Annotated in this window: 11 protein-coding genes; 6 read left to right on the forward strand and 5 right to left on the reverse strand. The window is 71.7% G+C overall.

Annotated elements, in window-relative coordinates:
* Positions 1 to 65: 65 nt before the first annotated feature.
* The 3 genes from BKA00_RS25360 to BKA00_RS25370 all read right to left on the reverse strand — a co-directional run bounded on the left by BKA00_RS25360 (position 66) and on the right by BKA00_RS25370 (position 2,428).
* The gene (locus tag BKA00_RS25360) at positions 66 to 467 is read right to left on the reverse strand and encodes an SCO4402 family protein (RefSeq protein ID WP_185028883.1); all 402 of its coding nucleotides are present in this window, start codon (positions 465 to 467) and stop codon (positions 66 to 68) included.
* Between the two features lie 617 nt (positions 468 to 1,084).
* The gene (locus tag BKA00_RS25365; protein ID WP_185028885.1) at positions 1,085 to 1,531 is read right to left on the reverse strand and encodes an iron chaperone; all 447 of its coding nucleotides are present in this window, start codon (positions 1,529 to 1,531) and stop codon (positions 1,085 to 1,087) included.
* 246 nt (positions 1,532 to 1,777) lie between these two features.
* Positions 1,778 to 2,428, reverse strand: a complete 651-nt coding sequence (locus BKA00_RS25370; protein ID WP_221493288.1) for a TetR/AcrR family transcriptional regulator — start codon at positions 2,426 to 2,428, stop codon at positions 1,778 to 1,780.
* A gap of 187 nt (positions 2,429 to 2,615) precedes the next feature.
* On the opposite strand from BKA00_RS25370, the gene BKA00_RS25375 reads away from it, so the two are divergent.
* The 5 genes from BKA00_RS25375 (at position 2,616) to BKA00_RS25395 (ending at position 8,647) form a co-directional block, all read left to right on the forward strand.
* The gene (locus BKA00_RS25375; protein ID WP_185028889.1) at positions 2,616 to 3,401 is read left to right on the forward strand and encodes an ABC transporter ATP-binding protein; all 786 of its coding nucleotides are present in this window, start codon (positions 2,616 to 2,618) and stop codon (positions 3,399 to 3,401) included.
* Positions 3,398 to 5,944 (forward strand): FtsX-like permease family protein, encoded by a 2,547-nt coding sequence (locus BKA00_RS40595; RefSeq protein ID WP_185028891.1) that lies wholly within the window; start codon positions 3,398 to 3,400, stop codon positions 5,942 to 5,944. The genes BKA00_RS25375 and BKA00_RS40595 overlap by 4 nt, the downstream gene beginning before the upstream one ends.
* 63 nt (positions 5,945 to 6,007) lie before the next feature.
* Positions 6,008 to 7,213: a sensor histidine kinase gene (locus BKA00_RS25385; RefSeq protein WP_185028893.1), complete on the forward strand. Its 1,206-nt coding sequence runs from the start codon at positions 6,008 to 6,010 to the stop codon at positions 7,211 to 7,213.
* A complete protein-coding gene (locus tag BKA00_RS25390; RefSeq protein ID WP_185028895.1) occupies positions 7,210 to 7,863 on the forward strand; it encodes a response regulator in 654 nt (217 codons plus the stop codon). The genes BKA00_RS25385 and BKA00_RS25390 overlap by 4 nt, the downstream gene beginning before the upstream one ends.
* A 154-nt stretch (positions 7,864 to 8,017) precedes the next feature.
* Positions 8,018 to 8,647 carry a hypothetical protein gene (locus BKA00_RS25395; protein WP_185028897.1) on the forward strand — a complete coding sequence of 210 codons (630 nt, stop codon included), beginning with the start codon at positions 8,018 to 8,020 and terminating at the stop codon, positions 8,645 to 8,647.
* Between the two features lie 68 nt (positions 8,648 to 8,715).
* On the opposite strand, the gene BKA00_RS25400 is transcribed toward BKA00_RS25395, so the two are convergent.
* Complete coding sequence (locus BKA00_RS25400) at positions 8,716 to 11,532, reverse strand: glycoside hydrolase family 2 protein (protein WP_185028899.1); 2,817 nt, start codon at positions 11,530 to 11,532, stop codon at positions 8,716 to 8,718.
* 315 nt (positions 11,533 to 11,847) lie between these two features.
* Here BKA00_RS25400 and BKA00_RS25405 point away from each other — a divergent pair, with 315 nt between their 5' ends.
* Complete coding sequence (locus BKA00_RS25405) at positions 11,848 to 13,506, forward strand: glycoside hydrolase family 13 protein (protein WP_185028901.1); 1,659 nt, start codon at positions 11,848 to 11,850, stop codon at positions 13,504 to 13,506.
* An 11-nt stretch (positions 13,507 to 13,517) separates the two neighbouring features.
* Here the strand turns inward: BKA00_RS25405 and BKA00_RS25410 are convergent, their stop codons facing one another.
* Positions 13,518 to 14,879: a M20/M25/M40 family metallo-hydrolase gene (locus BKA00_RS25410; protein ID WP_185028903.1), complete on the reverse strand. Its 1,362-nt coding sequence runs from the start codon at positions 14,877 to 14,879 to the stop codon at positions 13,518 to 13,520.
* Positions 14,880 to 14,957 lie beyond the last annotated feature (78 nt).

The raw sequence follows: 14,957 nt of genomic DNA on the forward strand, positions 1-14,957 counted from the left end.
CTGGACCCTGTGCGTGCGGTGGCGGGGGCGGCCCCGTGCGGTTCGACGATCAGGCGCCACGGTACTCAGCGAATGATGCCGACAGCCGCCTGTGCCGCGCTCACAACGGCACTCCATTCGGGTCGGGAGATCACTTGAGCGTCTTCGAGTTTGGTGGGCAAGGAGTCCAAGAGAGGATCTAGGACAGCGGTCAGACGTTCGATCGCCGCAGCCTCTGCCTCACTCTCAAGCGTCACACCGATCTGAGCTCGCGGGTCCTCCGCGACCGAGGTGTCGTCGTAGAGGACGTTGACATTGTGGGTCAGGTCATCATAAAAGCCTGGCCGGGGGTAGGTGCGCTCCACCCAGACGCGACGCTGATACTCCGGATCCGAAAGCGCCTGTAGAGCTTCGATGACGGAACGACGCATGTCAGGGAACTGTACGACCACGAGATTGACCCTAGCAGCCATCACGGAGATTTCCAACTATCCCATTTCAGCCACTCAGACAAGGGAACATGGGCTTGATCCCAGTTCTCCTTGATGGACCCTTCCAATGGCTGCCCATTTCGGCCGATTACCTTTCCGTTGGCGCGAACAACGACATGATCGACCTGTTGAGCAGGCTGGGGGTTGTTCGGGTCGCCCTCGTCTATCCTGATTCCGTTCCCGCGGTTCTCCGGGTCGGTCCAGCGGCGGCCGACACCCTTCTTGTTCGGACTGCCGTCCCCCCACTTATCCGGGACCTTCTCGACTGCCTCTGCGGGCGGCTTTCACGGTGCCGAGACCGTAACACTCGCATGCGTTTTCTCGGCACAGTCTCGCCCATCAGAGCCTGGAGTGTGGAGAGGTGGTGGTGTGCGGGGCCCGCCTGAGGTCGGGTCACTCGTCGGCTTTGGAAAAAGCGGCGGTGAAGTTGAAAGACGGCGAACTGGGTTGAGGGCCTGCGGTCGCCGATGGGGGTGGCGGTGGGCATGTGCAAATGGTTGTGGTCGCCCCTCGGACACAGATCATCGGCATGTGGAAGCCGGGGCCGTCCCGGCTTCCGCGGGGTTTCCGGCCACGGCCTCGCGTCCCCGGCGGCCCCTGCGTCCAGCGATACCTCAGGCCACCGCCTGCTTCACCAGCGCGGCGATCCGCGCTTCGACCTCGGCCGTCACTTCGGTCAGGGCGAACGCGGCCGCCCACATCGCGCCCTCGTCCAGCTTCGCCTGGTCGCTGAACCCGAGCGTCGCGTAGCGCGCCTTGAACTTCGCCGCGCTCTGGAAGAAGCAGATGATCTTCCCGTCCAGCGCGTAGGCGGGCATCCCGTACCAGAGCTTCGGCGCCAGTTCCGGGACCCCGGCCGTGATGACGGCATGGACGCGCTCGGCCATGACCCGGTCCGAGTCCCCCATCTCCGCGATCTTCGCGAGCACGTCCCGCCGCGCCTCCGCCGCCTTGTCCGCACGTGAGCCGAGGCGCGCCGCCTTCTTCCGCGCCTGGGCGTGCTCCTTCATCGCGGACCGCTCCTCGGCCGAGAAGCCCTCGTACGTGCTGCTGCCTGCCATCGCCGCATCCCCTCTGGTCGTGGACGACGATCGGCCCGCTGGGTCCTGCCGGGCTGATCGCTGTGGTCACAACCTCTCGCATCAGGAGTGCGGCCCGCCTCCGTGCCCACCACGGAGAGCACCACGGACAGGAGTGCGCATCCGCAATGCGGGAGGCCGGCGTCGGCGCCACCGGCGCCGGGTTTCCCGCTGCGGCAGCGGGCGGACTCGTGTCCCTTCCGGGGGCTTCGTCCGCCTGCGACCGGCTCACGCGGACGGGGTGGGGCTGCCCGCCCGATAGAAGTGGAGGAACATCGCCACGCCGTCGGTGATGAGCTGGTCCGTGGTGGCCTGGTCGATGGTGTCGCCGTAGGTGCTGTGCGCGAAGTGCGGATACAGCACCAGTGAATACAGCTGAGTGATCGCCAGTTCGATGTTCGCGATGGCCAGGACGCCGCGGTCGACCTCGCGTTGCAGGACCACCGCCATGATCGAGCGGAAGCGTCCCGGGCCGTTGACCTTCCATGCCCGGCCCAGTTCGGGGAAGCGGCGGAGCTCGGCGCCGACCAGGGTGCGGAGCGCCAGGAATTCGGGCGTGGCCATGCCGCGGATCCACGCCCGGGCCGTCTCGACCAGGACCTCTTCCAGGTCGTCGCCGCTGCGCAGACATTCCTCGGTGCGGGACTGCGCGTCGGCGAGCGCGTCCTCCAGCGCGTCGCCGATCACCGCGGTGAACAGGTCCTCCTTGCGGCCGTAGTGGTTGTAGACGGTGACCTTGGAGACGCCGGCCTCGGCCGCGATCTGCTCCATGCCCACGCCGAAGCCCTCGCGCAGGAAGACACGGCGGGCCGTCTGCACGATCGCGGCCCGTTTGCGTTCTGCCCGCTCGCCGCTGGGTGGTCTGCGTTCTGTGCTCACGGCGGACATCCTACCTGAACTGAACAGTTGAGTTCATGTGAACTGATCTGTACAGTTCATTTCGCCGCCCGGTCGATCCGGGAGGAAGGCGGTGACGACCCGTGCCCGGCGTCCGCCGAAGCCCCCGACATGCCGATTCGTTCGCCTCTGGTCCACCTCGTGGGCCGACTCCCCCTAGGGACACACCATGAACGGAAACTCGACTCCCCCATCCCAGGACGTCGTGCGGTTCGATGCCGTGCGCAAGGTCTACGGCCGATCGACGACCACCGTGACCGCTCTCGACGAGGTGAGCATCGGCTTGCGGCGGGCCACCTTCACAGCGGTGATGGGCCCTTCCGGCTCGGGGAAGAGCACCTTCCTGCAGTGCGCGGCCGGGCTCGACAGGCCGACCTCGGGGACCGTCCGGCTGGACGGTGTGGATCTGTCGACGCTCGGAGAGCGGGCGTTGACCCGGCTCCACCGCCGGCGGGTCGGCTTCGTCTTCCAGTCGTTCAACCTGCTGCCCGCGTTGAGCGTGGTGGACAACGTCACGCTGCCGCTCCGGCTGGCAGGGCGCAGACCCGAGAAAGCCGAGGTGGACGACGTGATCGAGCGGGTCGGCCTGGCCGCTCGCCGCGGGAGCAGACCCGGGGAGCTGTCGGGCGGGCAGCAGCAGCGCGTCGCCATCGCGCGGGCCCTGATCACCCGGCCGGCCGTGGTCTTCGGTGACGAGCCGACCGGCGCGTTGGACACCCGTACGGCGCGTGAGGTGCTGTCGCTGCTGCGGGAGGCCGTCCAAAAGGCGGAACAGACGGTGGTGATGGTCACCCACGACCCGGTGGCCGCCGCGCACGCCGACCGTGTGCTGTTCCTGTCCGACGGCCGGATCGCGGGCTCGCTGGACCGGCCCACGGTCGAGGAGGTCGCCGCGCGCATGACCCGCCTCGGCGCGCGGGCCGGCGAGCTGGTCGCGCAGGGCGGTGCCCGGTGATCCGGATCGCGCTGCGCACCCTGCGCTTCCACAAGGCCGGTCTCCTCGCGTCGTTCGTCGCGATGTTCCTGGGCGCGGCGATCGTGATGGGCTGCGGCGGGTTGCTGGAGACCGGCGTGCACAGCGCGGCGCCGCCTCAGCGGCTGACCGCCGCGCCGATCGTGGTCACCGGCGATCAGCGGTACCACGGCACGGCGTCCGACGAGGTCTTCCCCGAGCGGGTCCCCCTGGACGCGCGGCTGGCCGGGGAGCTCGCGGCGGTCCCGGGCGTCGCCGCCGTCGCGCCGGACGTGTCGTTCCAGAGCTCGTTGGCGCGGGGGCCCCGGGCCGGTGTGCCGGTGACCGGCCACGGCTGGTCGTCGGCCCGGCTCGCGCAGTACAAGATCGAGACGGGGGCGCCGCCCTCCGGACCCGGCCAGGTCGTGGTGGACGCACGCCTGGCCGAACGGGCCGGGCTGCGGCCCGGCGGGCAGGTCGAACTGGTCGTGCGCGGGGCCGCCCAGCGGTACGAGATCTCGGGGCTGGTCACCGGCGACGGGAGCGTGTTCGTCTCCGATGCCGAGGCCGCCGCGGCGGCGGGCCGTCCGGGCATGGTCGGCGCCATCGGGGTGTTCGTCGCCGCGGGAGCCGACGTCGGGCACGTCCGGAAAGCCGTGGAGAAGTCCGTCGCGGGCCGGCAGATCTCGGTGCTGACCGGTGACGAGCGCGGCCGGGCCGAGGACCCGGATGTCGTCTCCGACGGTGACGACCTGGTGGCGCTCGCGGCCGCGTTCGGCGGCCTGTCGGCCATGGTCACCGTGTTCGTCATCGCCGCCACCCTGGGCCTGTCGATCCAGCAGCGGCAGCGGGAGATGGCCCTGCTCCGCGCGATCGGCACCACCCCGGGGCAGCTGCGCCGGCTGGTCGTCGGCGAAACGATGCTCCTGGCCGTGGCCGCCACCGCGCTGGCCTGGCCGGCCGGCCCGTACGCGGGCAGGTGGCTGCTCGGTGCCTTCGCCGGCGCCGGCGTGGTGCCGGACACGATCGTGTACCGCGCCGGCAGCGGCCCGCTGATCGTCGGGGTGGCGTCCGCGCTGCTCGTCGCGCTCGGTGCCGCGTTCATCGCGGCCCACGGCGCGGCGCGCACCCGGCCGACCGAGGCGCTGGCCGAGGCCTCCCTGGGGCGGCGCCGGTTCAGCCGTGTCCGCCTCGTGCTCGCCGTCCTCTTCCTCGGCGGCGGCGCCGCACTCGCGGTGGGCACCGCGGGCGCGGACGGACCGGATGCGGCGGGGGTCGCGACCCCGGCGGCGATGGTGTGGACGGCCGGGTTCGGGCTGCTCGGCCCCGTTCTCGCCAGGGCCGTCACAGCGATGATGCACCGGCCGGTGCGCGCCGTGTCCGGGAACGCCGGCCGTCTCGCCACCGCCAACGCCAGGGCGCGCATCACCCGGCTCACCGGTGCGGTGCTGCCGGTCATGCTCGCCACCGGGTTGGCGCTTGCCCTCACCTACATGCAGACCACTCAGTCCAGCGGATCGGACAAGGCGTTCGAGGAGAACCTACGGGCCGACCTCGCGGTCACCTCAGAGCCCGGCCTGCCGCTGGACCTGGTCGACACGGTCAGGGCGCAGCCGGGAGTCGCGGCCGCCACCGCCCAGATCACCAGCCTCGGCTTCATCGAGCCCGAAGAACTGGCAGATCCCGTCGTGGCCGAGGGGGATGGGGGCGAGGGGGCGCCAGACGTCCCCGCCATGTCGCTGCTGGGAATCACCCCCGAAGGGATCACCCAGACGACCGCGTACCGCGCGGCCAGCGGCGCCCTGGACGCGCTGCACGGCGACACCGTCGCCCTGCCGACCCGGTACGCCAGCGGCCGCGAGCTCGGCGACCTCGTCCCGATGCGGCTCGGCGACGGCACGCGGGTCAAGCTGAAACTGGTCGCCACCGTGAACGGCAGGCGGGGCTACGAGACCGCGTTGCTGCCCGCGTCGGTCCTCATCGGGCACACCGACTCCGGCCCCGTCCCGCAGATCATGGTGAGCGCCCGGCTCGGAACGGACCGGGCCGAACTGGCGGCGACGCTGTCCGCGCTGGCCGGACAGCACCCCGGACTCCACGTCGCGGACCGCGAGACGCTCTCCCTCGCCCGGCAGGACCAGGACGACACCCAGGCGTGGATGGCGTATCTGGTGCTCGCCGTCGTCGTCGGCTACGCGGCCATCGCCCTCGTCAACTCCCAGGTCCTCGCCGCCGTCGAGAGACGGCGCGACTTCTCGCTGCTCCGGCTCGTCGGCGCCACCCGCCGGCAGGTCATGCAGATGATGGCGATCGAGGCCGTCCTGGTCTCCGCCGCGGGCGTCCTCCTCGGCGCGCTGATCGCGGCGACGACGCTGATGCCGCTCAGCCTGAGCGTGCTGGGATCGGTGACCCCGGCGGGACCCTGGTGGAGCGCCGCGGCGGTCGTCGGGGGCGCCCTCGCGCTCGTCCTGGCCGCCACGCTCCTGCCCACCTTGGCCCTGCTGCGCCACCGACCCGGCGACGCGGTGGTCGGCACCCACGAGTAGAGCCCGTGAAGATCCCTCGCGCGAGCGAGGTGGGCATGCCGCGCACCAGCCGATACTGGGGGGATGTCAGATCGGTTGTGCGGTCTCGGTCCCCCCGGGTGGCTGCGGCGGCGCGGGGGTGGCGTCCGCCCCGGGGACGTGCTGGTCGCCGCGGCGGTCGCCGTCCCGGTGTTCGTGCCGTTCGCCACGGCGCCCGAGGTGACGCCGCTCGGCGTGGTGTTCAACCTCGGCACGGTCGTCCCGCTCGTGTGGCGGCGCCGGGCGCCGTTCGCGGTCGCGCTGGTGGTCGCGTGCTTCGCCATGGGGGTGTCGCTGCACCACCGGCCGGGCCAGATGCTGCAGTACGGCGCGCTGGTGGCCATCTACACCCTCGCCGACCTGGGGCGGCACCGCTGGCAGCGGTGGGGTTTCATCGGCGTGATCGTGGCGTCGATCCCGCCCGGCGCGCTGCTCGTCAAGAACAACGACGCGGGCGAGTTCATGTTCACGCTGCTGCTGCCCATGACGGCGTTCCTGCTCGGCACGTTGGCGCGGACCGCGCGGGAGCGGTCGAACGCGCTGGTCGAGCGTTCCTCGCAGCTCGAACGCGAACGCGAGGCGCTCGAACGCGAACGCCAGGCCGAGGCGGCGCGCGCGGCGGCGGAGGAACGGGCCCGCATCGCCCGCGACATGCACGACGTGCTCGCGCACGCCGTCAGCCTCATGGTCGTCCAGGCGGAGGCGGGTCCGGTGGTCGTCCACACCGATCCCGCCCAGGCCGAACGGGTCTTCGACGCGATCGCCGACGCCGGCCGGGACGCGATGGCCCAGCTGCGCCGCACGCTGGGCGTGCTGAAGAAGGAGCAGGACCACGGCGTACGCGCGCCTCAGCCGACCATCGGCGCGTTGCCCGGCCTGGTCGAGCACGTCAACCGCACCCAGGTGAACGTGCGGCTCACGGTCGAGGGCGTGCGCCGCGAGCTGGCCGCCGACGCCGACCTGGCGGCGTACCGCATCGTGCAGGAGGCGCTCACCAACACGGTGAAGCACGCCGGCGCGCGGGCGGCCGAGGTCCTGCTCCGCTGGACCGACCACGAACTGGAGATCACGGTGACCGACGACGGGCGGGGCCGGGACGGAGCCGACGGCTGGCGGCGGGGCGGCGACGGCCTCATCGGCATCGGTGAACGCGCCGCCGCCTGCGGCGGCGCGGCCGAGGCCGGTCCCCTGCCGGGCGGCGGGTTCCGGGTCTCGGCGACCCTGCCCTGCGCCGCGACGGTGGCCGCGTGATCCGGGTGGTGCTGGCCGACGACCAGGAGCTCGTCCGCACCGGCTTCGCGATGATCCTGGACGCGCAGCCCGACATCGAGGTGGTGGGCGAGGCGGACCACGGCGCCGCCGCGATCGCCGCCGTGGGCGAGCACGACCCCGACGTCGCGCTGCTCGACATCCGCATGCCGGGCATGGACGGCATCGAGGCCGCGAAGGTCGTGTGCGCCGAGACCCGGACCCGCGTGGTCATGCTCACCACGTTCGACCAGGACGACTACGTGTACGACGCGCTCTACGCCGGGGCGAGCGGGTTCCTGCTCAAGGACGTGCGCCGCGACGACCTCGTGCACGCGGTCCGGGTGGTGGCGATGGGGGAGTCGCTGCTCGCGCCCACCGTCACCCGCCGCCTGATCGCCGACATCACGCGCAACCGCCCGCGCGCCGGGGCGGCGGTCTCCGACCGCCTGTCGGTCCTGACCGAACGGGAGCGCGAGACCCTGCGCCTGCTGGGCCGGGGCCTGTCGAACGCGGAGATCGCCGCGGCCATGGTCGTCAGCGAGCACACCGTGAAGACCCACGTGAGCAACGTCCTGGCCAAGCTCGGCATCCGCGACCGCACCCAGGCGGTGATCGCCGCGTACGAGACCCGGCTGATCGAGCCCTCCTGAGGGGCGGCTCCCTCGCACGAGGGAGCCGCGCCCCGGTTCTCCCCCGCGCCACCGATGCCCGAAGACCCCCCGCGGCGGCGATCCCCCGGACCACCGCTCTCCCTGAAGATCGATAAGGCAGGGACGCAAGCCTCGACCTCCGGGAGAACCGCTCATGACCAGGATCGCCTTCCATCTCGCCCCCGCCCTCATGCTCGCCTACGGCGTCGTCCGGCTGATCGACGGCCGCGACGGGCAGCACGGGCCCGGACCCGCCTGGACGGTGGGCCACCTGCTCTTCCTGGGGTCGCTGCTGCTGTACGGATCGGTGATCGCGGGCCTGTGGGGGCGCATGCCGGCCGCGGAGCGCGGCAGGGCACGCCGGATCACCGCCGGCGCCCTCACCGCGGTGGCCGCCGTCGGGCTCGTCACCTTCGTCCGTGTCGCGATCATCGACATCGTCGTCGGCCTGCGGGCGGCGGACGCCGCCGAGAAGAGCGCGCTCTCCGACCGGTACGCGGACGTCCCGGCCGTCCTCCCCCAGGCGCTCTACGAGATCGGGCCGGTGCTGTTCATGCTGGGCCTGACCGCGCTGCTCGTCCAGCACGCGGTCGTCGGCCCCCGGCGCTGGGCGGTCGCCGCCAGTCCCGTCCTGCTCGTCCTGGCCTTCGTGGGCATCGCGGCCGACCTGGACCTCCTGCCGGCGGGTGCGGCGCTGATCTGGCTCGCCCTCTTCCCGCACACCCGCGAGCAGAGCCGGCCCGCCCCCGCGCACCGCAGGGCCGAGGCTCCCGCGACGGCCTAGCCCGACCCAGGTAGCGCACGGCGCAACGGCCGGATGGGGGTTGGTCCCCATCCGGCCGTTCGTGCCGGTCAGGCGGCGTGGTGGGTTCGAGTCGGGACGTTGAAGCCGTTGACGCGAACGTCGGGCTTGGCGAACGTGGCGGAGTAACGGGCGGTGATGGTCTGCTGCTCGCCGGGCCAGAGCGTCACGTCGTTGTCGCTCCAGCGGATCGGCAGCACCTGCCTGCCGCCGGCGAACAGGTCGGCCCGGGTGAACAGGGCCGGAGCGCCGCCGTGCCCGACGTTGCGGACGGTCACGCTCGTCACCATCTCGCGGCCCTCGCGGTGGGTGGCGGCCTGGACCTCGATGTCGGCGGGCTTGAGGGCGCGCAGGCCGGTCAGGTCGGCGTAGCCGTCCTTCTGGAAGACCGCGAACCCGTTGGACGGGGTGTACTGGCCGGGCGCGTGCGTCTTCGGCCAGTCGACCTTGTCGGCCTTCGTCGAGAGCCAGTACACGTTGCGGCTGACGACCTCGGAGCCGCGGGTGAGGGTGAGCTTCTCGAAGTAGGTTCCGGAGATGCCGGCCGGGACCTTCGGGCGCAGGACGGTCCGTACGTCCTGGCTGCCCAGCGACCCGACGGGCGCGGTGGCGGTGGCGCGGACCCTGCCGTCCAGGTCGATGATCTGCGCGGTGGCGCGCAGGCCGTCCTGGCGGGCGCCGGTCAGGTTGGCGACCTTGATGGAGCCGTCGTCGTAGGAGTACATGACGTGCACCGGCTCGTTGGCCTTCTTCGCGCCGAAGTAGACGCCCGGCTGGTCGAAGTCGGAGCCGTACATGCTCCACTGGAGCGACGGCCACGCCTTGTTCAGCATCCAGTAGATGATTCCGGTGCTCGGGTTCGCCTTGTCGGTGGAGTTGCCGATGTACGACTCGAACTGCGCGCGGGTGACCTCGTACTGACCGAGCTGGACGGTCTTCTGGTACGAAGAGGCGTCCTTCCAGGGGCCGTACCGGTGCCAGAGCGGGGTGTTGTAGACGCCCATCCGTGACAGGCGCGTGTAGTCGGCGTAGAAGAACGTGTGGTACATGTCCTGGCCGGCGGTCTGGCCCTTCGCGGTCGCCGGGTCCCAGATCTTCTTCTGCTCGCCCGGGGGGAGGAAGCGGTTCAGGGAGTCCTGCGTCGGGATGGTGTTGCCGGTGCTGACCTCGGTGTCGAATCCCCAGGCGCTGCCGGTCATGCTGAGCGTCGGGTCGTCGGTGTTGACGGTCTCCCGCCTGTTGTTCCACAGGGCGTTGGGCGGGAAGTAGTTGTAGCCGCCCTCCTTGGTGCCGGCCGGTCCGAGCTTGGGCGACGACTTGTACTCCGCCGCGGCGACCTGCGGGAGCCGGAAGTCGGCCTGCTCGAACGCCTTCAGGTAGAGGGCCTCCTTCTCCGGGTCGGGCGCGTCGTCGCTGCCCTGGAAGAAGGTGAAGACGCTCGGGTGGTCGCGGAGCCGCTCCGCCATCGTGCCCGCCTGGTTGGACGCGTTGGCCTTGACGGCGTCCGGCCAGGTCGACGACTTGCCCTCCCAGAGGGCGCAGCACTGCCAGCCCGGCATGGCGAGGACGCCCGCCCGGTCCAGCTGGGCGAACATGTCGTCGGGTGGGAAGTTGCCCTCGAACCGGACGGCGTTGAGGCCCATGTTCCGGATGTAGGAGATCTGGTCGGAGACGTTGGACGGGGAGTAGCGCAGGAAGAGGTCCGGTGACCATCCGGCGCCGCGGACGACCAGCGGCTTGCCGTTGATGGCGAACTGCCGGTAGCCGTCCTTGCCGTGGGTCTTGCCGGGGACGGGCCTGGTGAGCCGCGACGTCACCGTCCGGATGCCGAAGTCCTCGGCGGCGGCGCTGGACACCGCCCCGCCCACGGACGCGTCCAGCGCGAGGTGGTACATCGGCTGATCGCCCATCTGGTAGGGCCACCACACGGCCGGATGGTCCAGGTGCAGGCCGGGGCAGTCCGCCTTGGTGAGCGCGACCGTGCGGGTCGCGTGCGCGGGGACCGTGACCGTGACCTTGCAGGCGACGCGGGTGGAGCCGTGCGTGACCGTGCCGGACACGAGGACCCGCTGCGCCGAGGCGGTGTTGTTGCGCACGTCGGCCTTGACGGTCAGGTCGGCGGTGGAGAGGTCACGGGCGTCGTCCTGGAGGACGTGGGTGTCGCGGACCGAGACCGGGCCCTCCTGGACGATCTGCGGCGCGTACTGGAGGCCCGTGTTCTGGTCGGGCGCCATGGGGTTCCAGTCGACCTGGTTCTGGGTCAGGTACCGCATGGGCGTGTCGAACTTGGTGATGTCGGCGTCGTTGCGGGAGACGTCGAGCGCGATGGCGTTCGCCCCGTCCCGGACGTAGGGCGTGATGTCGTATTCCAGCCGGGCGTACGAGCCCTGGAGCTGCACGCCTCCGGCGATCTTCTTCCCGTTGATCCAGAGGTCGGCCTTCCCGGAGACGCCGTTCATCACGAGGGACGTGCGGCCGCCCTTCCGGGGGTGGACGGTGAGTTGCTCGCGGTACCACCAGTTCACGTCGAACTGGCCGGCCGGGACCTTCGCCATGTTGTCGTTGTGGAAGATGTTCGGGTACCGGCCGTTCTCCAGCAGGCCCGCCATCAGCGTCTGGGGCCGGGACAGCGGCAGCCAGCCCTTCGTCGAGTAGTCCGGCTTGGAGATCTCGGCACCGGTGTCGCTCGTGTCGGCGGACGACCGGATCGCCCAGCCGGAGGTCAGTTCCGTGGTGCCGGAAGACCGGATCCTCTGCACGGCGGGCCGGTGCCCGGCGAAAGCGTGGGCCGGCATCGCCGGGGCCCACGTACCGGCGAGGGCGAGCGCGGCGCCCAGTGCCGTGGTTCGAGTCCTGGACCCGCTCATGTGTCCATCACCCCTTCGTGCGGCCGGAACCGGGCGCTTCCCGGGGGCCGATGACACCCATGCTCGGCCCGGGGGACCCGCCGGGCCGTAGGGGCAGGACGTCAATGGGGGTAGTGCTAGGCCCACTCCGCGGTGAGCGTCGCGGGGTTCCGGCCTCAGCGGCTCAGGGTGGTCTCCTGTTCCACACGGGACAGCTTCTCGGGGTCGCGGACGTGGTAGGCGCCGGTGACGTAGCCGCCCTCGAACCATCGCCGCGCTGCTGGTGTGGCGGGCATCGTTTCTGCGCATCGGACGGCTCTCCAGACAGTCCCTCTTATGCATCTGTCATCGAGGCCTCCTTCACCGACGCGCGGAGTGGGGAGCCCTGCGGAGTCATCAGGCCTTCCGGCGGGCGATACGCGCTGGTGGCGTGACGCGGTCATCTACCAGATCTATGTCCGCAGCTTCGCCGATGCCGACGGGGACGGCGTCGGCGACCTGAACGGAATCCGCAGCCGGCTCCCCTATCTGGCCGCGCTCGGCGTGGACGCGTTGTGGATCACGCCGTTCTACGCCTCGCCGATGGTCGACGGCGGCTACGACGTCGCGGACTACCGCTCGGTGGATCCGACGTTCGGCACGCTCGCCGACGCCGCCGGCCTGATCGAGGACGCGCACGGACTGGGGCTGCGCGTCATCGTCGACATCGTGCCCAACCACACCTCCGACCAGCATGTCTGGTTTCAAGAGGCGCTGGCCGCCGGGATCCGCGGTCCGGCGCGGGAGCGCTACGTCTTCCGGCCGGGGCGAGGAGCCGCCGGTGAGCTGCCGCCCAACGACTGGGAGTCGGTCTTCGGAGGCCCCGCCTGGACCCGGCTGCCCGACGGGCAGTGGTACCTGCACCTGTTCGCTCCGCAGCAGCCCGACCTGAACTGGGAGCACCCGGAGGTGCGCGCCGAGTTCGAGGACGTCCTGCGGTTCTGGCTGGACATGGGGGCCGACGGATTCCGCGTCGATGTGGCACACGGCATGGTCAAGGCGGCGGGCCTGCCCGACGTCGGCGACGCGCCCCAGTCGCGGCTGCTGGGACGCGGCAAGGTGCCGTACTTCGACCAGGACGGGGTGCACGACATCCATCGGGGCTGGCGGCGGCTGCTCGACTCCTACCCCGGAGAGCGGATCGGGGTCGCGGAGGCGTGGGCGCCCTCGCTCGACCGTCTGGCCAACTACGTGCGGCCGGACGAGCTCCACCAGGTGTTCAACTTCGACTACATGAGGACCGGCTGGGACGCCGGCGCGCTGCGCTCGGTGATCGAGAACTCCCTGGCCTCGACGGGCTCGGTCGGCGCGCCCACCACCTGGGTGCTGTCCAACCACGACGTCCAGCGGCACGTCACCCGCTACGGCGACGGCGAACCCGGCAGGCGGCGGGCCCGGGCGGCGGCGCTGCTCACCCTGGCGCTGCCCGGCTCGGCGTACGTGTACCAGGGAGAGGAGCTCGGTCTGCCCGAGGTGCTCGACATCCCGGCCGAGCTGCTGACCGACCCGCAGCTGGAAAGCCTCAAGGGAGGCCGGGACGGCTGCCGCGTGCCGATGCCCTGGTCGGGCACCGAGCCCCCGTTCGGGTTCGGGCCGGGCGGCGGCTGGCTGCCGTCCCCGCCCGAATGGAAGTCGATCACCGTGGAGGCGCAGCGGGACGACGACCTGTCCATGCTGAGCCTCTACCGCCGGGCCCTCCGGATCCGGCGCGGCCATCCGGCGCTGGGCGACGGGGAGCTGCGCTGGCTGGACGCGCCGCCGGGCTGCCTGGCGTTCGAGCGCGGCGGCCCGTCCGGCGGCCCTCGGATGCTGTGCGCGGTGAACACCGGAGACCGGAGCGTCCAGATCCCGGCCCGCCGCTCGCTCCTGCTGAGCAGCGAGCCGATCCGTACGGAAGGCGGGGAAGCGGTCCTCCCGCCCGACACGGCCGCCTGGTGGAGCGACCCGCTCGGCTGACGCCGTTGCCGCTACTTGCGGCGTGCCACGTCGTAGAGGGCGCAGCCGATCAGTTCGAGGGACACCTGCAACCGCTCCAGGCTGACGTTCTGGGAGATCGTGTCCTCGGGGGTGTGGTAGAGGGGCTCCAGCTGGCTGGGCGCCTCACCGCCGCGCCAGCTGAAGTTGCCCGCCGGGATGCCGCGCTCGTAGAAGGCCTCGTGGTCGCTGGAGCCCCGGGCGGTGGGGCCCTTGGCCTGGTCGGAGTAGCCGAGCCGCTTCGCGGCGGCGTTCACCGCGGCCGTGGTGGTGTTGTCCGCGCCGTCCACGGACAGCAGCCAGTACGTTCCCGCGGGCGGATGGCTGGTGGCGACCATGTCGTTCTGGAAGCAGCCGGTGATCCGCGCGACGCCCTCCTCGTCGAGTTGCTTGACGTAGTGCCGGGCACCGACCAGGCCGTTCTCCTCCGAACCCCACAGGCAGACGCGGATCGCCTGCTGGGTCGGCAGCCGCTTCAGCGCGCGCGCCAGTTCCAGGCACAGCACGGTTCCACTGCCGTCGTCGTTGGCGCCGGGGGACCCGGGGACGCTGTCGTAGTGGGCGCTGACGATGACGGCCTTGCCCGCGGGGTTGGGGAACGACGCCTTCCGCTCGGCCAGGACGTTGTACGAGGTCAGGCCCGAGTGGTGGGTGACCTCGAAGGACAGGCGGCGGGCACCGGCGCGGACCCGCTCGCCGTGGTACTCGGCCAGGCCCAGCACCGGGATCGCGACCGTCTCCTTCAGCACCGGGACGAAGCAGCCGGCCTTGCGCTCGGGGTAGGTGACCGACCGCGCGTTGACGATGAGCGCCGCCGCGGCACCCGCGCCCGCGGCGGCCTTGGCCTGCTCGGTCTCCATGCCGGGTATCCGGTCGAACAGGACCAGCCGGCCGCGCGCGTCACCGGTGACCTCGGTGACCCGGCCGGCGTCCACCACCGTGCCGTCCACCGAGGCGACGGCCCCTTGCGGGGAGGCGCTGCACTGCCAGGCCCGCTCGCCCCGGGACCGGATCTCCGCCAGATACTTGTCGGCGACCGGGAAGGGCTGGAGTTCGACCGTGTAGCCGAGATCGCGCAGGCTGCCGGCGACGTAGCGGGCGGCCCGGTGCTCCGACGGCGTGCCGGCGATGCGCCAGCCGATCTCGTCGCTGAGCACTCTGAGGTGCCGCATCGCCCGCCGGGCGTCGACGCGGGCGACCACCGCCCTGTCGCCGGGGGTGAGGGACGGCGGCAGGAGGGCGCCGGGGCGCCGCCGGGTCGCGGCGGAGGCGGTCCCCGGAAGCAGGCCGACGGTCGCGAACCCGGTGAGGGCCGCGACACCGGCGAGCAGATCGCGGCGTTTGACGTCGGACATGGCGTCTCCTCGGAAGATCGGCGGCCGGCGCCGCGGGCCCGGGACCCGAGTCGGCGGCGGACGGCGGGACAACGAACT

It is taken from the genome of Actinomadura coerulea (assembly GCF_014208105.1).
GTDB lineage: Bacteria > Actinomycetota > Actinomycetes > Streptosporangiales > Streptosporangiaceae > Spirillospora > Spirillospora coerulea.

Bases quoted from the DNA above. Each gene is read 5' to 3' on its own strand.
- BKA00_RS25395 (WP_185028897.1), top strand. From the start codon at position 8,018: ATGACCAGGATCGCCTTCCATCTCGCCCCCGCCCTCATGCTCGCCTAC.
- BKA00_RS25400 (WP_185028899.1), bottom strand. From the start codon at position 11,532: ATGAGCGGGTCCAGGACTCGAACCACGGCACTGGGCGCCGCGCTCGCC.
- BKA00_RS25405 (WP_185028901.1), top strand. From the start codon at position 11,848: ATGCATCTGTCATCGAGGCCTCCTTCACCGACGCGCGGAGTGGGGAGC.
- BKA00_RS25365 (WP_185028885.1), bottom strand. From the start codon at position 1,531: ATGGCAGGCAGCAGCACGTACGAGGGCTTCTCGGCCGAGGAGCGGTCC.
- BKA00_RS25375 (WP_185028889.1), top strand. From the start codon at position 2,616: ATGAACGGAAACTCGACTCCCCCATCCCAGGACGTCGTGCGGTTCGAT.
- BKA00_RS25410 (WP_185028903.1), bottom strand. From the start codon at position 14,879: ATGTCCGACGTCAAACGCCGCGATCTGCTCGCCGGTGTCGCGGCCCTC.
- BKA00_RS25385 (WP_185028893.1), top strand. From the start codon at position 6,008: ATGTCAGATCGGTTGTGCGGTCTCGGTCCCCCCGGGTGGCTGCGGCGG.